This window comes from Bradyrhizobium icense, assembly GCF_001693385.1.
Taxonomy (GTDB): domain Bacteria; phylum Pseudomonadota; class Alphaproteobacteria; order Rhizobiales; family Xanthobacteraceae; genus Bradyrhizobium; species Bradyrhizobium icense.
This window is the reverse complement of record NZ_CP016428.1, coordinates 7,704,625-7,721,546: the sequence shown is the minus strand read 5'-3', so window position 1 is coordinate 7,721,546 and position 16,922 is coordinate 7,704,625. Positions and strand designations below refer to the sequence as shown.

Below are 16,922 nucleotides of genomic sequence, written 5' to 3'. Positions count from 1 at the left end.
TCACAGCGCAACCGGCTGCTCAATCCTATTCCCTCACAGGCTCGAAAGCAGGGACGACGGGTAGATTCCTTCACTCCAGCCCGATCTGCGTCAAATCCTGGAACCAGTGCTGCGCCTGCACGAATTTTTTCACCTTGGGCGACAGCGCGTGCGGGTTGGTGTCGTGCACCACCCAGACCAGCGTGGCGTCATCGACAATTTGCGCGTGCGCCTGCGCCAATAGCTCGTCCTGTTTGGCGACGTCAAACGTCTGCTTGGCCTCGTCGATCAGCGCGTCGACTTTCGTACTTCTGTAGCCACCCCAGTTGACACCGACTGGCGCGATCTGGCCGGAGTGGAAGAAGCGGACTATCGCGTAAAGCGGGTCCGAGGTGACATAGGCGATGTTGTTCGACGTGATGCCGGCGTTCATCTCGTCAGCCGCGCCCTTGCGCCACGCCGTGTATAGTGTCTCGAGTTCGACCACCTTGAAGTCGATCTCGATGCCGATTTCCTTGAAACTCTGCTGCAGGAATTCGTTCATCGGCAGCGACAGCATCTGCCCGGTGCCTCCCTGCGCGATGACGAAGGTCGTCTTCAGCGGCTTTTCCTTCGAATAACCGGCCTCCTGGACCAGCTTCTTCGCCGCGGTGACGTCGTATTTTAGTTCAAAGCTTGGCTTGCCGAACCACGGGCTCGACGGGTCGACCTGGCCCTTGGCGGGTTTCGCCAGACCGTTCATCAGCCCGACCACGGCCTCGCGGTCGATCGCGAGGTTGAGCGCCTTGCGCAGGCGGATGTCGGTCCAGGGTGAGCCGGGCAACACGCTCAAATGATAATTCCAGACGTGCGGCGTGACGTTGTCGACGATCTTCATGCCGGCGGATTTGAGCTGCGGCACCGCGTCCGGCGCCGGAGTTTCGATCAGGTCGACCTGGCCGGCCAATAGCGCGTTGGTGCGCGTCAGCGCTTCCGGCATCGGGATCAGCACGATCTTGTCGGCCTTCGGAAGCCGCTTCTTGTTCCAGTAGTCGGGATTCTTCGTGAGTTCGGCGAGTTCGCGCGGCACCAGTTTTGTGAGTTTGAACGGCCCGGTGCCGGAGGGCTGGCTCGCGAACTTGTCCCAGTCCTTGCCGAGCTTTTCATATTGCGCGGGGCTTGAGACCAGGAACCAGAGCATCTGGTACGGGAAGAAGGAATCGACCGCCTTGGTCGTGATCTCGATGGTCGCGTCGTCGATCTTGGCGTAGCTCGCGACCGAGGGCAGGCGGGTCTTCACCTGTGCGCTCTGGCGCTTGTCGAATTGCGGTGCCTTGTCGTTGAGCACCTTGTCGAGATTCCAGATCACCGCGTCGGCGTTGAACTCGCTGCCATCGTGAAACTTGACGCCCTTGCGAAGTGAGAAGCGCCATTTCTTCTTGTCTTGCTCATCCACCTTCCATTCGGTGGCGAGCCCCGGCACCAGTTTGCCGGGCCGGTCAGCCACGTCCATCTCCCAGGCCACCAGCGGATCGTAGATCGTATACGCGGAAAACTGGTAGGCGCCGGCGCCGCGGTCGGGCTGGCCCGTGGTCAGCGGGATGTCCGCCATCGAAATGCCGTAGCGCACAATGGTCTCGGCCTGCGCCGAAATCGTGGGGATGCCAAGAGCCAAACCCGCGGCCAGAGTTGCGGCAGCAAGAAGCATCGAATTTCGGGTGCACATGAATTAAGCTCCATCGGGCAGGGTTTGGAGCTAAAAATGCAAGCTTGGTGCCAGCTTGGGCATCCGACATGACTTGCATGCGCGCTTCACAAGGAGTTGTGCGGTCAAACGCATGGCCCGGACGGAAGCGTGCCGTTTGGCACAGGCGTTGCATACGGCTGCATAAGAATTAGTCACCAGGCGTTGAAAAGGGGATTGCTGCATATGCGTAACGATAGATCGAAGAAGGCGGCCACCGCGTGGTTGCTGGCAACGGCGCTGGTAGTCGGACTGCCGCAACTCGCGAGCGCCGAAACGGTGCTGCGGATCGGCATGACGGCTGCCGATATTCCGCGCACGCTCGGCCAGCCCGATCAGGGTTTTGAGGGCAACCGCTTCACCGGGCTGACCATGTATGACGGCCTGACGATGTGGGACCTCTCGTCCCGCGACAAAGCAAGCGTCATGATTCCGGGCCTCGCGACCGAGTGGAAGGTTGACGACGCCGACAAGAAGAAATGGACCTTCAAGCTGCGTCCCGGCGTCAAATTCCATGACGGCAGCGACTTCAATGCCGACGCCGTGGTCTGGAACGTCGAGAAAGTGCTAAAGCAGGATGCGCCGCATTTCGACGCCAGCCAGGTCGGCGTCACCGCCTCGCGCATGCCGACCTTGGCCTCGGCGCGCAAGATCGACGACATGACGGTGGAGTTGACCACCAAGGAGCCGGACAGCTTTCTGCCGATCAACCTGACCAACCTTTTCATGGCGAGCCCTGCCAAGTGGAAGGCCTTCTATGACAAGGCTGAAGGCGCCGACGCCAAGGCAAAGTCGCAGGCCGCCTGGGCCGCGTTCGCCAGGGACGCGTCGGGCACCGGCCCCTGGAAGATGTCGAAGTTCACGCCGCGCGAGCGGCTCGAACTCGTCAAGAACGAAGGTTATTGGGACAAGGGCCGGGTGCCCAAGGTCGACCGGATGGTGCTGCTGCCGATGCCGGAAGCCAATGCCCGCACCGCAGCATTGCTGTCCGGACAGGTCGATTGGGTCGAGGCCCCGGCACCCGACGCAGTCAAGGAGATCAAGGCGCGTGGCTTCCAGCTCCAGGCCAATGAATCGCCGCATGTCTGGCCGTGGCAGTTCTCCCGTATCGAGGGCTCGCCCTGGAACGACATCCGCGTCCGCAAGGCCGCCAATCTCTGCATCGATCGTGAAGGCCTCAAGGAGGGCCTGCTGGCCGGCCTGATGGTGCCGGCCACCGGCACCTTCGAGCCCGGCCATCCCTGGCGCGGAAAACCGACCTTCGAGATCAAATATGACCTGAAGGCCGCCCAGAAGCTGATGCAAGAGGCAGGCTACGGCCCGAACAAGAAGCTGACGGTGAAGACCCAGACGTCCGCGTCGGGATCGGGCCAGATGCAGCCCTTGCCGATGAACGAGTATCTGCAGCAGGCATTGGCGGAATGCTACTTCGACGTCCAGCTCGACGTCATCGAGTGGAACACGCTGTTCACCAACTGGCGCCGCGGTGCCAAGGATCCGACGGCCAACGGCGCCAACGCTACTAACGTGACCTATGCGGCGATGGACCCGTTCTTCGCGCTGGTGCGCTTCCTGCAGTCGTCGATGGCACCTCCCGTCTCGAACAATTGGGGCTTCATCAACAACCCCAAATTCGACGAGTTGGTGACCAAGGCGCGCCAGACCTTCGACCCCGCCGCGCGTGACGCGGCGCTCGCTGAACTGCATGCGGCCTCGGTGGACGATGCGGCGTTCCTCTACGTCGCCCACGACGTCTCCCCACGCGCCATGAGCCCGAAGGTGAAGGGCTTCGTGCAGCCGAAGAGCTGGTTCGTCGACTTCTCCCCGGTGTCGATGGCGCCGTAAGGAAGTATCAGGCAAAGTGCGAGCTTCCCCCTCTCCCCTTGTGGGAGAGGGTGGATCGAATGAGCGGAGCTCATTCGAGACGGGTGAGGGGTTCTCTCCGCGGACATGCCTCTCTCGTCTGCAACGTCTGCGTCCGCGGAAGGAACTCCTCATCCGGCGCGGACTAAAGTCCGCGCCACCTTCTCTCACAAGGGGAGAAGGGAAGAAGAAAGTGACTCGTGTTCGCCTATATTGCCCGACGTATCGTCTACGTCATTCCGATCGTGATCAGCGTTGCGCTGGTATGCTTCCTGCTCGTGCACATCACGCCCGGCGATCCCCTGGTCGCGGTATTGCCGGCGGATGCGTCGCAGGAACTCGCGGCGCAACTGCGCACCGCCTACGGCTTCGACCGGCCGCTGCCCGTGCAGTTCGGCTTGTGGCTATGGCGCGCGCTCCATGGCGATCTCGGCAGCTCGATCGCCACCGGCCGCCCGGTGCTGACGGAAGTGTTGCGTGCGGTAGGCAACACCGTGACGCTCGCGATTGCCGCAGCCCTGATCGGTTTCACGCTCGGGCTGATGTTCGGCCTGATCGCCGGCTACTTTCGAGATACCTGGATCGACAAGGTCGCGACCTCGATCGCGATTGCCGGCGTCTCGGTGCCGCATTACTGGCTCGGTATGGTGATGGTCATCATCTTCTCGGTGCAGCTCAACTGGCTGCCCGCGGTCGGCGCCGGTCCCGGCGGCTCCGGCGCCTGGGGCTGGGACTGGGAGCACATGAAATATCTCATCCTTCCGGCGATCACGACCTCGGTGATTCCGATGGGCATCGTCACCCGCACGGTGCGCGCGCTGACCGGCGACATTCTTTCCCAGGATTTCGTCGAAGCGTTGCGCGCCAAGGGCCTGCGTGAACTGGATGTGTTCCGCCATGTCATCAAGAACGCCGCGCCGACGGCGCTCGCGGTGATGGGCTTGCAACTGGGTTATATGCTCGGCGGCTCGATCCTGATCGAGACCGTATTCTCCTGGCCGGGCTCGGGCCTGCTGCTCAATTCCGCGATCTTCCAGCGCGACCTGCCGCTGTTGCAGGGCACGATCCTGGTCCTGGCGCTGTTCTTCGTCGCTCTCAATCTTCTGGTCGATATCGCGCAAGCCGCGATCGATCCGCGCATCAAGCGGGGCTGATTTATGACCGTGATGTCGGATACCGCCCTGCAAGCTGCACCCGCGACCAAGGCGCGCGGCTATTGGGCTACCGTCGGCCGCCGCATCGCCCGCGATAAGGTCAGCATGGCCTGCGCTTTCGTGCTGGTGCTGATCTTCGCCTCGGCGCTGCTCGCGCCATGGCTCGGTCTCGCCGACCCCTACCAGGGCTCGATGATCCGCAGGCTCCGCCACATCGGCACGCCGAACTATCCGCTTGGCACTGACGAGCTCGGCCGTGACATGCTGGCGCGGCTGATCTATGGCGGACGGCTGTCGCTGATCATCGGCATCCTGCCGGTGATCTTCGCCTTCGTGATCGGCACCTCGCTCGGCCTCGTTGCCGGCTATGTCGGCGGCCGGCTCAACACCGCGATCATGCGCACGATCGATGTATTCTACGCCTTTCCGTCGGTGTTGCTGGCGATCGCGATCTCGGGTGCGCTGGGGGCCGGCATCGTCAACTCGATCGTTTCGCTGACCATCGTGTTCGTGCCGCAGATCACCCGCGTCGCCGAGAGCGTCACCACCGGCGTGCGCAACATGGATTTCGTCGAGGCCGCGCGCGCCTCCGGCGCCGGCCCCTTCACCATCATGCGCGTGCACATGCTGGGCAACGTGCTCGGGCCGATCTTCGTTTACGCCACCGGACTGATCTCGGTGTCAATGATCCTCGCTGCCGGCCTGTCGTTCCTTGGTCTGGGTACAAAGCCGCCGGAGCCGGAGTGGGGCTTGATGCTGAACACGCTGCGCACGGCGATCTATATCAATCCCTGGGTGGCGGCGCTGCCGGGCGTGATGATCTTTGCGGTGTCGATCTGCTTCAATCTGCTCAGCGACGGCATGCGCAGCGCCATGGATATCAGGAACTGACGCGATGAATGAGACAAGCCCGTCAGTCGATCATCTGGAACAGGTCGAGGACGTCGGCGGCGCGGCGCAACCGCTGCTGCAGGTCGTTGGCCTCACCAAGCACTTCCCGGTGCGGGGCGATCTGTTCAGCCCTCGTAAAACCGTGCGCGCGGTCGATGATGTTTCTTTCTCCATCGCCAAGGGCGAAACCGTCGGCATCGTCGGCGAATCCGGCTGCGGAAAGTCGACCACCGCACGATTGTTGATGCATCTGATGAAGCGCGATGCCGGCGACATCGTCTATGACGGCATGCAGGTCGGCCGCGCGCTCTCGCTGCGCGAATTACGCCGCGGCATGCAGATGGTGTTTCAGGACAGCTACGCCTCGCTCAATCCGCGCTTGACCATCGAGGAATCGATCGCGTTCGGCCCAAAAGTTCACGGCATGGCCGATGCCGCGGCGCGCACGCTGGCGCGCGAGCTGCTCGGCAAGGTGGGCCTGCGGCCCGAAACCTTCGCCAACCGCTACCCGCACGAGATTTCCGGCGGCCAGCGCCAGCGCGTCAACATCGCTCGGGCGCTGGCACTGTCGCCGCGGCTGGTGATCCTCGATGAAGCGGTGTCCGCGCTCGACAAGTCGGTCGAAGCCCAGGTGCTCAATCTGCTGGCTGATCTGAAGCGCGAATTCGGCCTGACCTATCTGTTCATCAGCCACGACCTTAACGTGGTGCGCTACATCTCGGACCGCGTGCTGGTGATGTATCTCGGCGAGGTGGTCGAGCTCGGCCCGGTCGACAAGGTCTGGGATGCGCCAGCGCATCCCTATACGCGGGCGCTCCTGGCGGCCATGCCGTCGTCCGATCCGGACAACCGCACGGAGACGCCGCCGATCTCGGGCGATCCGCCCAATCCGATCGATCCGCCGTCAGGCTGCCGGTTTCACACCCGCTGTCCGTTTGCGGAGCCGCTCTGCGCAAATGCGACGCCAAAACTCTCGGATCTAGATACAATGGGCCATCAAGCGGCGTGCTACATGGCCATTCCGGGCTCAGGGCACAGCCGCGCGCCTGCCAAGAAAAATGACATGGGAGCAAACGCAGCATGACAAAACCCGGTCCCAAAGAGGTCAAGGTCCTCACCGAAATCGCGGGCGTACCGCAGGATTCGGAAGTTTCCGCGCGTATCGCCAATTCCATCGGCCCGGCTTTCGACGGCTTTGCGGCGGTCGCCGGCACGCTGCCGTTCGATTTGGAGCCCGCGTCTTTCCTTCTGGTTCAGAATGCGAAGGTGTCGAAATGAGCACCACGCAAGCGAGCCCCCGAACAGGGAGCGCCGCACAAGTGAGCAGCGAGCCGGCGTTGATGTCGCTGGTGTCGGTCGCCAAGGCGATTGCGGAGAGGAAATTTTCCTCGCGCGAGGTGACGCAATCCTGTCTCGACCGGATCGCGCACTGGCAGCCGCGCGTCAACGCGTTTATGGCGATCGAGACGGAGGAGGCACTCGCTGCCGCTGACGCCGCCGACGCGGCGCTCGCCAAGGGCAAGAATTTGGGCCCGCTGCACGGCGTCCCGATGGCGCACAAGGACATGTATTACGAGGCCGGCAAGGTCGTCACCTGCGGCTCTAAAATCCGGCGCGATTTCGTCGCGACGACAACCTCGACCGCGCTGCAGCGCCTGAAGGACGCCGGCTCCGTCAGGCTCGGCTCGCTGCAGATGGTCGAGTTCGCCTATGGTCCGACCGGCCATAACGTGCATTACGGCGCGGTGCGTAATCCCTGGAACGTCGATCACATTACCGGCGGCTCGTCGTCCGGCTCTGGCTCGGCCGTCGCGGCGCGGCTGACCTTTGCGGCGCTGGGATCGGATACCGGCGGCTCGATCCGGATGCCCGCGCATTTCTGCGGCGTCACCGGTTTCAAGACCACGGTCGGCCTGATCAGCCGCGCCGGAGCAATGCCGCTGTCGCAATCGCTCGATACGGTGGGGCCGCTCGCGCAAACGGTCGAAGACTGCGCGCTGCTGGTGGGACTGATGGCGGGCGCCGATCCCGAGGACCCGACCGCGTCGACGCGACCGGTGCCGGACTACATGGCGGCCACCAAAGCCTCGCTCAAGGGGCTGAAGATCGGCGTGCCGACCGCCTTCTATGTCGACGACCTCGATCCCGAGGTGGCGCGGGTGCTCGACGAGACCATTGCCACCCTCAAGAAAGAAGGCGCCGAGATCGTCAAGGTCGAATTGCCGGACCAGCGCCAGCTCACCGCTGCCTGCCAGATCGTGCTAGCCACCGAAGCGGCTGCGTTCCACAAGCGCTGGATGATCGAGCGCCCGCAGGATTACGGCGGCCAGGTGTTGATGCGGCTGCAGAACGGGCTCGCGATTCCGGCCGTGACCTATCTCGAAGCGATGCGCTGGCGCGGTCCGGCGCTTGCCGCCTACCTCGCGGCGGTGGAAGGCACAGATGCCGTGATCGCGCCGGTCGCGCCGATGCCGGCGGCGACGATTACCGAGAGCGATGTCGGCAACAGCCTGGAGGCGGAGGCTGTGATCCAGCGCATCACGCGCTTCACCCGCCCGATCAACTATCTCGGCTTGCCGTCGCTCTCGATGCCCGCAGGCTTCACCAAAAAGGGCCTGCCGGTCGGCATGCAGTTGATCGGCCGCCCCTTCGATGAGGCCGGGCTGGTGCGGATCGGCGCAGCGTTCCAGCGTTCTACGGACTATCACCAACAGATACCCAAGTTGGCATGAGTATGGCGGCATGAGCAACCTCGTCGAAATCCGCGACCTCAATATCCGCTTCACCGGCGAGCGCACGGTTCATGCCGTCAACGACATCTCGCTCTCGCTTGGCGAGGGCGAGGTGCTCGGCCTGCTCGGCGAATCCGGTTCGGGAAAAAGCGTGACCCTGCGCGCCCTGATGCGGTTGTTGCCGAAGAAGCGGACGCAGATTTCGGGCACCGTGAAGGTGTTGGGACGCGACGTGCTGGCGATGAACGACGAGGAGCTTTCGGCGTTTCGTGGCCAGACCGTCTCCATGATCTTTCAAGAGCCGGCGCTGGCGCTCGATCCGGTCTATACGATCGGCCATCAGATCGCCGAAAGCGTGATGCGCCACGAAGGCAAGAGCCAGAAGGAGGCGATGGCGCGCGCGCTCGACATGCTGGAGGTGGTGCGAATTCCCTCCGCCAAGCGCCGCCTCGAAGCCTATCCGCACGAAATGAGCGGCGGCATGCGGCAGCGCGCGATGATCGCGCTGGCGCTGGCCTGCAAGCCGAAAATCCTTTTGGCGGACGAGCCGACCACGGCGCTGGATGCCACCGTGCAAATCCAGATCCTGCTGCTGCTCCGCGAACTGCAGCGCGAGTTCGGCATGTCCGTGATTTTCGTGACCCACGATATCGGCGTCGCGATCGAAATCTGCGACCGCGTCGCGGTCATGTATGCCGGCCAGATCGTGGAGCAGGGCCGCTTGCGCGACATCGTCCGCACCCCCGTGCATCCCTATGCCAAGGGGCTATTGGCCTCGACCGTCCACGGCGCCAAGCGCGGCCAGCGGCTGGAGACCATCCCGGGCACGCCGCCCTCGCTCGACAAGGCGCCCGTCAGTTGCTCATTCGCGCCGCGTTGCACGGTCGCGCAGCCGCGCTGCAGCGAACAATTGCCGCCGAATGTGCAGGTCTCGGCAGATCGAACGGCGCGATGTGTGCTGGCGGGGCCGGTTGAAATTTCCGCCGCAAGTTGAAATTTCCGCCGCAAGCTGAAGTGACGCGTTGCGGCGCACCGCTCCGCGCCGCGTCCGGGACACGAAAGAAGTTACCCACCCAGCCCCGGATCGGCCCAACGCTCGATCTGCGCCGGTCCAACGACCTGCTTCGGTTGATGCGGATTGAGCGTACCTGCGCTGGCCGACCAACCCTTGGCCAGGATTTGCATCGCAAAAAGCTTGGCGTCGATTTCAGATTTGAAGGTGCGGGTCGAGCGCGCCATGCTCTCCGCTGTCTCGTCCGTTCTGTCCGGACCAAAAGTCACATACCAAATGTCGCCGTGTTTCATGCCCACACAACGCGCGTGACGTAAAAAAGTTTCATTTTGCGGGCGCACTCGCCAGGCGCGGATGACGGCTCGTCACATTGGGCAATGGGCGGATAGGCCGCCATCGGGCTTGCGCCGCGAATCTGGGGGACATCAAATGCAGATTTCCAACGAAGGCATTCTCGTCATTCTCTTTGTCGGCCTGGTAGCCGGCTGGCTCGCCGGCAAGATCGTGCGCGGCACCGGCTTTGGCATCATCGGCGATATCCTGGTCGGTATCGCCGGCGCGTTGCTCGCAAGCCTGTTGTTTCCCAAGCTCGGCATTCGCATCGGCACCGGGCTGGTGTCCGAGATCGTCTATTCAACCATCGGCGCGATCCTGCTGCTGCTGATCGTACGGCTGGTCCGGCAGCGCAGGCGGTTCTAACGCGACCGCCGATTTGATCCAGAACGGCTAACTGACCCCGACGCGAGTGACAAAGGTCGCCGCCTGGTTCGGCGCCCAGCGACGTCGTCACCGACGCCGTGATCGCGCCGTTCTTCCACGCCGGTGCGCGCACGCCGCCGGTAAGCTCGGCGAAATCCTTCGCCGAGCTTATGCCTGCCGGTGAAGGTCATGCTGCCGAGAATGGTGCCCGCAATGTCGGGGTTTCTGCCGTGTCGGGGCGATGCGCCCGGGTTGCCGTGCCCCATACCCATGTGTTGGGCGCGAACGTATAACGGACCTCGGTGCCGAACCTGAGAGTCTGCGGTGCTCGGTCCGGCGGACTGGACCCATGGCATTGCCCGTCCGCTCCAGGATGTGGTCGTGGATCCGAACCCCAATCTGACGGTTCAGTTGTTCCGCCGGCCCGCCGGCGACGGGGTCGGCGTTCGCGCCCAGGCCCGCTGGCGGCCGGCGGGTGGGCTGGGCGCCGGAAGCGGCGTCTTGCTCGACGTCCATGGCGAGATCGGCCGGGTCTCGACGCCGGTGATTTCTGGTGCCGTTTCCGCGCCCAGCCAAGGCTGAACCCGTCCAAGGACGCGTGCCGGCATCAAATTTGCCGCCGAACCATGCGAATGTCGTCTCCACGCACTTCATACGGCTGAACTGGATTGGGGTTAACGTGACTTAAATAGACGGTGTCCGAAAACATCGGTAAAACCGGCACGTCACCTGACCCATTTGAAGAGACACGCATTTATGGCAGCCGCTCCCGGCGTCCGGCGTTCCGAGCTCGGTGAAGCGTTGCGCGCGTGCCGCAACGCCTTTATCGGCGTCGGCGTCATGAGCTGCATGATCAATTTGCTGTACCTGACCGGCTCGATCTTCATGCTGGAGGTCTACGACCGCGTGCTGCCGAGCCGCAGCGTGCCGACCCTGGTCGGTCTCGTGATCCTCGCCGCCGGACTCTACATCGCGCAAGGCGGGCTCGACCTGATCCGGGGACGCATTCTCGGCCGCATCGGAACCGCGCTGGACGAAGCCATCAATGTGCGCGTGTTCGAAACCGTCGTCCGTCTGCCGCTGATGGTCGGCTCCCGCAACGAAGGCCTGCAGCCCTTGCGCGATCTCGACAACGTCAGGTCGTTTCTCGGCAGCATGGGGCCGGGCGCGTTCTTCGATCTGCCGTGGCTGCCGTTCTATCTGGCGATCTGCTTTGCGTTCCACTGGCTGCTCGGCGTCACCGCCTTGGTCGGCGCCATCATTCTGGTGACGCTGACGCTGATCACCGAGTTCCTGTCGCGGACGCCGGCGAAGGAGGCGATGACGCTGGCCGCGCGGCGCAGCGATCTCGCCGCCACCAGCCGGCGCAACGCCGAAGTGCTGGTGGCGATGGGCATGTCCGGACGGCTGATGAAGCGCTGGAGCGAGGCCAACGAGACCTATCTGGCAGGCAATCAGCGCGCCAGCGACATCGCCGGCGGCCTCGGCGCCGTCGCCAAGGTCCTGCGCATGATGCTGCAATCCGCGGTGCTTGCGGTCGGCGCCTACCTCGTGATCCACCAGGAAGCCACCGCCGGCATCATCATCGCTGGCTCGATCTTGAGCGCGCGGGCGCTGGCCCCGGTCGATCTCGCCATCGCCCACTGGAAAGGTTTCGTCGCCGCGCGCCAGAGCTGGCATCGCCTGTCAAAACTCCTGCAGCAGATGCCGGCGGCGAATGAGCAAACGCTTTTGCAGGCGCCCACGAAGCGGCTGTCGGTCGAGGCCGTCAGCATCGTGCCGCCCGGCGACCAGCGCGTCATCGTGCAGGACGTCAACTTCGCCGTTGATGCCGGCACCGGCCTGGGCGTCATCGGGCCAAGCGGTTCGGGCAAGTCGTCGCTGGTGCGCGCGCTGGTCGGCGTCTGGACCCCGGTCCGCGGCAAGGTGCGGCTCGACGGCGCGGCGCTCGACCAATGGTCGTCGGACGTGCTCGGCCGCCATATCGGCTATCTGCCGCAGGACGTCGAGTTGTTCGCCGGCACCGTGGCGCAGAACATCTGCCGCTTCGATCCCGACGCGAAATCGGAGGCGATCATCGCAGCCGCCAAGGAAGCTGGCGTGCATGAGATGATCATCAAGATGCGCGAGGGCTACGATACCCAGATCGGCGAGCAGGGGACTGCGCTCTCCGCTGGGCAGGCGCAACGGGTGGCGCTGGCACGGGCGCTGTATGGCAATCCGTTCCTGATCGTGCTCGACGAGCCGAATTCCAATCTCGACAGCGAGGGCGACGAAGCGCTGACCCGCGCGGTGCGCGCGGCGCGCGAGCGCGGCGCGATCGTGGTCGTGGTGGCGCACCGGCCGATCGGCATCGAGGCGGTCGATCAATTGCTGGTCTTGAGGGACGGTCGCATGCAGGCGTTCGGTTCGAAGGAAACCGTGCTCGGCCAGGTGCTGCAGCGCGTTCCGTCGCCGCCGCCGATCAAGATCGTGTCCGAAGCGGGAGCTGTGAAAAAATCATGACCGCGGAGCTGAAAGGCGCGCGCCGCTCGATACGCTCGCATCTCATCGTCGGCCTTGCGCTGATGCTGGTGCTGGCCGGCGGGTTCGGCGGCTGGGCTTCGACGGTGCAGATTTCGGGCGCGCTGATCGCGCCGGGCTCGGTGGTGGTCGATTCCAACGTCAAGAAGGTGCAGCACCCGACCGGCGGCGTGGTCGGCGAGGTCCGGGTGCGCGATGGCGATGTCGTCAAGGCGGGCGACGTCGTGGTCCGGCTCGACGAGACCGTGGTGAAGGCGAGCCTGGCGATCGTGGTCAAGACGCTGAACGGTTTGTGGGCTAGGGCGGCGCGGCTGGAGGCCGAGCAGCGCGGCCTCGACAAAATCAAGTTTCCGCCGCAGCTCACTGACCGCGCCGACGATCCCGATGTCCGCGACGTCATCGCGAGCGAAACCAAGCTGTTCGAGGTTCGCGTGTTCGGACGCGCGGGGCAGAAATCGCAATTGCGCGAGCGGGTGGCGCAGCTCAACGAGGAGATCGCCGGCCTCACCGCGCAGGAGCAGGCCAAGGAAAAGGAAGTCGCGCTGGTCGAGAAAGAGCTGGTCGGCGTCCGCCATCTCTATGAGCAGCGCCTGATCCAGATCTCGCGCCTGACGATTTTGGAGCGCGATCTCGCTCGCCTGTCGGGCGAGCGTGCGCAATACATTGCCGCGCGCGCGCAAGCGAGGGGCAAGATCACCGAAACCGAGCTCCAGATCATCCAGATCGACAAGGACGTGGTCAGCGAGGTTTCCAAGGATCTGCGCGAGACCAACGACAAGATCGGCGAGTTTGTCGAGCGCAAGGTCACCGCGGAGGATCAACTGCGTCGCATCGACATCCGCGCGCCGCAGGACGGCGTCGTGCTGCAGTCGACGGTCCACACTGTCGGTGGCGTCATCACCGCGGGCGACGCCATCATGATGATCGTGCCGAAGGCCGACGATCTCTCGGTCGAAGCCAAGGTCAATCCGCAGGACATCGACAAGCTGCAGATTGGCCAGAAGACGCTGCTGCGGCTATCCGCTTTCAACCAGAGCACCACGCCGGAGCTGAATGGCGTGGTGACACGCGTCTCTGCCGACGTCACCGCCGATCAGCGCACCGGTCAGAGCTACTATACCATCCGCGTCTCGATGCCGCCCGACGAGGTCAAGCGCCTCGGCGAGGTCAAGATCATTCCGGGCATGCCGGTCGAAGCCTTCGTGCAAACCGGCGACCGCACCATGCTCTCCTATCTGATGAAGCCGTTCAGCGACCAGTTGATGCGCTCGTTCAGGGAGCGGTGAGGGCGCTCTCCGCTGTCGCCCCTGCGAACGCAGGACCCATAACCACCGATCTTGATTGTTGAGCCGAAACTGTCGAACAGCGTCTCTCAAAACACACGGCACGGCGTATGGCTCCCTGCGGTTCGCAGGGACGACGTCTTACTTCGACAAATTCTCCAGCAGCAAATTCAGTGCCGTCTTCGCAAACGCCTGCATGTTCGCTTGCCGGTCGGCGCTGCCCGTTTCCAGCGTGAATACTTCGTTTTGCGGCCCCGCCACCGCCATGCAGCAATGGCCGGCCGCATCGCCATAGCGGTTGCCAGTCGGCCCCGTCGCGCCGGTTTCCGACAATCCCCAGTCGGTTGCAAAGCGCTGGCGGACCTGGCTGGCGAGCAGTCCCGCGTATGGCTCGGACGCCGAGCGGAGACCCGTCATCGACTCGTCCGGGATATCCATCAGCAGCCGTCGCGCGTCGCGGGTATAGACCACGGCGCCACCGAGGAAATAGGCCGATGCGCCCGGCACCGATAACAGCGCTGCCGAGATCAGCCCGCCGGTGGAGGATTCCGCAACCGCAATCGTCTGCTTCCGCGCGATCAGTTGGGTCGCGATCTTTTCGGCGATCGTAACAAGTTCTTTCATTTCAACTCCTGCGCGTGCGTCATCTGTTCAGTCATGTTCTCCTAGCACAGGAGGGTTACGCTTGCCGAGTTGCGGCGCGGAGGCCGCCCTGATTGAATACCTCAAGCAACCGCGGCCCATGCGGGCATACGAGGAAACACCATGACGTCGCCGCTTCCCGGCGGCGTGGATTGCGATCTGCATCCCGCCGTTCCGCATTTGACCAGCCTGTTGCCCTACATGAACGACTATTGGCGCGACCAGGTGACGACGCGCGGCATGACGGATCTGGTCTCGCAGTCCTATCCGACCAATTCGCCGATCTCCTCGCGGTCGGACTGGCGGCCGGCGCAGGGTAAACCGGGTTCAGACCTCACCGACATGCAGAAACAGGCGCTCGACCGGTTCGGTGTCGCCTACGGCATCTGCAATCCGCTCTACGGCGTGCAGATGGTGTTCTCCGAAGACATGCAGGACGCGTTCTGCCGCGCGCTGAACGACTGGCTGGCCAAGGAATGGCTCGACAAAGACGATCGGCTGCGCGGCTCGATCGTGATCCCGACCCAAAGCGTCGAAAAATCGGTCGCCGAGATCGAGCGTTGCGCCAAGGACAACCGCTTCGTCCAGGTGCTGATGCTGGTGATGGGCGATATGCCCTTGGGCAAGCGCGTCTACTGGCCGATCTACGCCGCCGCCGAGCGGCTGGGCTTGGCCGTTGGCATCCATGCCGGCAGCGCCTATCACAACCCGCCCACCTCGATCGGCTGGGGTTCCTATCACATCGAGGATTATGTCGCGCAGGCCACCGCGTTCCAGACCCAGCTCACCAGCCTAATCGTCGAAGGCGTGTTCGCCCGCCATCCGAATTTGAAAATGGTGATGCTGGAATCGGGCTTCACCTGGCTGCCGGCCTATCTGTGGCGGCTGCACAAGTTCTGGCGCGGCATCCGCATGGAAACGCCGTGGGTCGACCGCGCGCCGCTGGAGATTGTGCGCAGCAACATCCGCTTCTCGTTGCAGCCGGTCGATGCGCCGCCCGATCCCGCAACCCTGAACCGCCTGTTTGACCATATGCAGTCGGACGAATTGCTTCTATTTTCGACCGACTATCCGCACTGGCAGTTCGACGGCGACCAGGTGCTGCCGCCGGGTTTGTCGGGCGATCTGGTCCGCAAGATCATGATCGATAACCCGCTCGCGACCTACGGCCGGTTGGAGGTCGTACTGGCATGATTCCGAAAAGTGGAGGCCGGTTTTCGGAAAAGATCATGCCAAGGAATAAGGAGACGACGCCATGAACGTGCAGTTCCGGGCTGAGCCGTCTGCATCCGTCAGCCTCAAGACGGCGATCGCCGATTGCGACATTCACCCGGCGCGCGCCACGAAGGATGAACTGTATCCGTTCTTGGCAAAGCGCTGGCACTCGCATCTCGAGACCTACGGCATCCAGGCCTATCACGGCATGATGGAGGGCCCGCCCTATCCGAAGGCGCAGCCGAACGCCTCGCGCCGCGATGCCTGGCCGCCGGAAGGTGGGCCACAGGGCTCCTCGCTGTCCTTCATGCAGAAGCAGCTTCTCGATCCCTACAACGTCGCGCTCGGGGTGCTCAATCCGCTCGCCACCGGGCAGGGCCTGCGCAACCAGGATTTTGCCGGCGCGCTCTGCGCCGCGATCAACGATTGGCAGATCGAGAAATGGACCAGCAAGGACAAGCGCCTGAAGGCGTCGATCGTCGTCGCGAATGAAGACGGCATTGCTGGCGCCGCCGAAATCCGCAAGCGCGCGGGCGATCCAAATTTCGTTCAGGTGCTGCTGCTCAGCCGCAATGTCGAACCGCTCGGCCAGCGCCGCTACTGGCCGATCTACGAGGCGGCGCAGGAGATCGGACTGCCGGTCGGCGTCCATGCCTTCGGCTTCGGCGGCAATCCGCTCACCCCGTCCGGCTGGCCCAGCTTCTACATCGAGGAGATGGTCGGCCACGCGCAGTGTCAGCAGACCGCGCTGGCGAGCCTCGTGCTCGAAGGCGTGTTCGAACGTTATCCGAAACTGAAGATGGTCATGATCGAGGCCGGCTTCGGCTGGGCACCGTCGCTGGCGTGGCGGCTCGACAAGACCTTTGAGAAGCTGCACAGCGAGGTGCCGCATCTCAAGCGAAAACCGTCGGAATATATCCGCGACCACATCTGGTGGACTACGCAGCCGATGGAAGATCCGGAGCGCCGCGATCACCTGTTCCAGACGATCGAATGGATCGGTTGGGACAAGCTGTTGTTCGCTACCGATTACCCGCATTGGGATTTCGACGAGCCGTCGCGCGTGTTGCCGGCCGGCGTCAGTGATGCCAACCGCGAAGCGTTCTATCTCGGCAACGCGAAGAAGCTGTACGGGATCGCTTAGCATGATCCGAAAAAGCATGCCCTCGGGCCACGACCCGATGGGTGGAGCCCGGTTTTTCGAAA

The 16,922-nt window shown here is 63.6% G+C and carries 16 protein-coding genes; 13 read left to right on the top strand and 3 right to left on the bottom strand.

Translation table 11 applies throughout. From position 1 onward, the window contains the following. Positions 1 to 70: 70 nt before the first annotated feature. A complete protein-coding gene (locus LMTR13_RS35825) occupies positions 71 to 1,684 on the bottom strand; it encodes an ABC transporter substrate-binding protein (RefSeq protein ID WP_418219741.1) in 1,614 nt (537 codons plus the stop codon). Between the two features lie 204 nt (positions 1,685 to 1,888). On the opposite strand from LMTR13_RS35825, the gene LMTR13_RS35820 reads away from it, so the two are divergent. From LMTR13_RS35820 to LMTR13_RS35790, 7 genes are all read left to right on the top strand, one after another. After that, positions 1,889 to 3,547 carry an ABC transporter substrate-binding protein gene (locus LMTR13_RS35820; RefSeq protein WP_083219362.1) on the top strand — a complete coding sequence of 553 codons (1,659 nt, stop codon included), beginning with the start codon at positions 1,889 to 1,891 and terminating at the stop codon, positions 3,545 to 3,547. 218 nt (positions 3,548 to 3,765) lie between these two features. Beyond that, complete coding sequence (locus LMTR13_RS35815; RefSeq protein ID WP_065731854.1) at positions 3,766 to 4,719, top strand: ABC transporter permease; 954 nt, start codon at positions 3,766 to 3,768, stop codon at positions 4,717 to 4,719. 12 nt (positions 4,720 to 4,731) lie between these two features. Then, the gene (locus LMTR13_RS35810) at positions 4,732 to 5,610 is read left to right on the top strand and encodes an ABC transporter permease (RefSeq protein WP_418219821.1); all 879 of its coding nucleotides are present in this window, start codon (positions 4,732 to 4,734) and stop codon (positions 5,608 to 5,610) included. A gap of 4 nt (positions 5,611 to 5,614) precedes the next feature. Next, entirely contained in the window at positions 5,615 to 6,694 is a 1,080-nt protein-coding gene (locus LMTR13_RS35805; protein WP_065731852.1) for an ABC transporter ATP-binding protein, read from the top strand. Beyond that, positions 6,691 to 6,888: a hypothetical protein gene (locus LMTR13_RS35800; protein ID WP_065731851.1), complete on the top strand. Its 198-nt coding sequence runs from the start codon at positions 6,691 to 6,693 to the stop codon at positions 6,886 to 6,888. Before LMTR13_RS35805 ends, LMTR13_RS35800 begins: the two co-directional genes overlap by 4 nt. 41 nt (positions 6,889 to 6,929) lie before the next feature. Next, positions 6,930 to 8,342: an Asp-tRNA(Asn)/Glu-tRNA(Gln) amidotransferase GatCAB subunit A gene (locus LMTR13_RS35795; RefSeq protein ID WP_065733246.1), complete on the top strand. Its 1,413-nt coding sequence runs from the start codon at positions 6,930 to 6,932 to the stop codon at positions 8,340 to 8,342. Between the two features lie 10 nt (positions 8,343 to 8,352). Continuing rightward, positions 8,353 to 9,336: an ABC transporter ATP-binding protein gene (locus LMTR13_RS35790; protein ID WP_065731850.1), complete on the top strand. Its 984-nt coding sequence runs from the start codon at positions 8,353 to 8,355 to the stop codon at positions 9,334 to 9,336. 71 nt (positions 9,337 to 9,407) lie between these two features. On the opposite strand, the gene LMTR13_RS35785 is transcribed toward LMTR13_RS35790, so the two are convergent. Next, complete coding sequence (locus LMTR13_RS35785) at positions 9,408 to 9,647, bottom strand: Sec-independent protein translocase family protein (RefSeq protein WP_065731849.1); 240 nt, start codon at positions 9,645 to 9,647, stop codon at positions 9,408 to 9,410. Positions 9,648 to 9,783: 136 nt separating this feature from the next. On the opposite strand from LMTR13_RS35785, the gene LMTR13_RS35780 reads away from it, so the two are divergent. From LMTR13_RS35780 to LMTR13_RS35765, 4 genes are all read left to right on the top strand, one after another. Then, on the top strand, positions 9,784 to 10,053 hold the full coding sequence (locus LMTR13_RS35780) for a GlsB/YeaQ/YmgE family stress response membrane protein (protein ID WP_065731848.1): 270 nt from the start codon (positions 9,784 to 9,786) through the stop codon (positions 10,051 to 10,053). Positions 10,054 to 10,434: 381 nt separating this feature from the next. Next, a complete protein-coding gene (locus LMTR13_RS35775) occupies positions 10,435 to 10,635 on the top strand; it encodes a hypothetical protein (protein ID WP_236843234.1) in 201 nt (66 codons plus the stop codon). Between the two features lie 174 nt (positions 10,636 to 10,809). After that, a complete protein-coding gene (locus tag LMTR13_RS35770) occupies positions 10,810 to 12,558 on the top strand; it encodes a type I secretion system permease/ATPase (protein ID WP_065731846.1) in 1,749 nt (582 codons plus the stop codon). Next, positions 12,555 to 13,862 (top strand): HlyD family type I secretion periplasmic adaptor subunit, encoded by a 1,308-nt coding sequence (locus LMTR13_RS35765; protein ID WP_065731845.1) that lies wholly within the window; start codon positions 12,555 to 12,557, stop codon positions 13,860 to 13,862. Before LMTR13_RS35770 ends, LMTR13_RS35765 begins: the two co-directional genes overlap by 4 nt. Before the next feature lie 138 nt (positions 13,863 to 14,000). On the opposite strand, the gene LMTR13_RS35760 is transcribed toward LMTR13_RS35765, so the two are convergent. Next, the gene (locus tag LMTR13_RS35760) at positions 14,001 to 14,483 is read right to left on the bottom strand and encodes a CinA family protein (RefSeq protein ID WP_065731844.1); all 483 of its coding nucleotides are present in this window, start codon (positions 14,481 to 14,483) and stop codon (positions 14,001 to 14,003) included. Between the two features lie 141 nt (positions 14,484 to 14,624). Between LMTR13_RS35760 and LMTR13_RS35755 the strand changes: the two genes are divergently transcribed. Continuing rightward, entirely contained in the window at positions 14,625 to 15,695 is a 1,071-nt protein-coding gene (locus LMTR13_RS35755) for an amidohydrolase family protein (RefSeq protein WP_065731843.1), read from the top strand. 61 nt (positions 15,696 to 15,756) lie between these two features. Then, on the top strand, positions 15,757 to 16,860 hold the full coding sequence (locus tag LMTR13_RS35750; protein WP_065731842.1) for an amidohydrolase family protein: 1,104 nt from the start codon (positions 15,757 to 15,759) through the stop codon (positions 16,858 to 16,860). The last annotated feature ends 62 nt before the right edge of the window (positions 16,861 to 16,922 follow it).

What these genes read in the sequence shown, in the direction of transcription:
- LMTR13_RS35750 (WP_065731842.1), top strand. Translation starts at nt 15,757, where the DNA reads ATGAACGTGCAGTTCCGGGCTGAGCCGTCTGCATCCGTCAGCCTCAAG.
- LMTR13_RS35785 (WP_065731849.1), bottom strand. Translation starts at nt 9,647, where the DNA reads ATGAAACACGGCGACATTTGGTATGTGACTTTTGGTCCGGACAGAACG.
- LMTR13_RS35825 (WP_418219741.1), bottom strand. Translation starts at nt 1,684, where the DNA reads ATGTGCACCCGAAATTCGATGCTTCTTGCTGCCGCAACTCTGGCCGCG.
- LMTR13_RS35780 (WP_065731848.1), top strand. Translation starts at nt 9,784, where the DNA reads ATGCAGATTTCCAACGAAGGCATTCTCGTCATTCTCTTTGTCGGCCTG.
- LMTR13_RS35810 (WP_418219821.1), top strand. Translation starts at nt 4,732, where the DNA reads ATGTCGGATACCGCCCTGCAAGCTGCACCCGCGACCAAGGCGCGCGGC.
- LMTR13_RS35765 (WP_065731845.1), top strand. Translation starts at nt 12,555, where the DNA reads ATGACCGCGGAGCTGAAAGGCGCGCGCCGCTCGATACGCTCGCATCTC.
- LMTR13_RS35800 (WP_065731851.1), top strand. Translation starts at nt 6,691, where the DNA reads ATGACAAAACCCGGTCCCAAAGAGGTCAAGGTCCTCACCGAAATCGCG.
- LMTR13_RS35770 (WP_065731846.1), top strand. Translation starts at nt 10,810, where the DNA reads ATGGCAGCCGCTCCCGGCGTCCGGCGTTCCGAGCTCGGTGAAGCGTTG.
- LMTR13_RS35820 (WP_083219362.1), top strand. Translation starts at nt 1,889, where the DNA reads ATGCGTAACGATAGATCGAAGAAGGCGGCCACCGCGTGGTTGCTGGCA.
- LMTR13_RS35760 (WP_065731844.1), bottom strand. Translation starts at nt 14,483, where the DNA reads ATGAAAGAACTTGTTACGATCGCCGAAAAGATCGCGACCCAACTGATC.
- LMTR13_RS35755 (WP_065731843.1), top strand. Translation starts at nt 14,625, where the DNA reads ATGACGTCGCCGCTTCCCGGCGGCGTGGATTGCGATCTGCATCCCGCC.
- LMTR13_RS35805 (WP_065731852.1), top strand. Translation starts at nt 5,615, where the DNA reads ATGAATGAGACAAGCCCGTCAGTCGATCATCTGGAACAGGTCGAGGAC.
- LMTR13_RS35790 (WP_065731850.1), top strand. Translation starts at nt 8,353, where the DNA reads ATGAGCAACCTCGTCGAAATCCGCGACCTCAATATCCGCTTCACCGGC.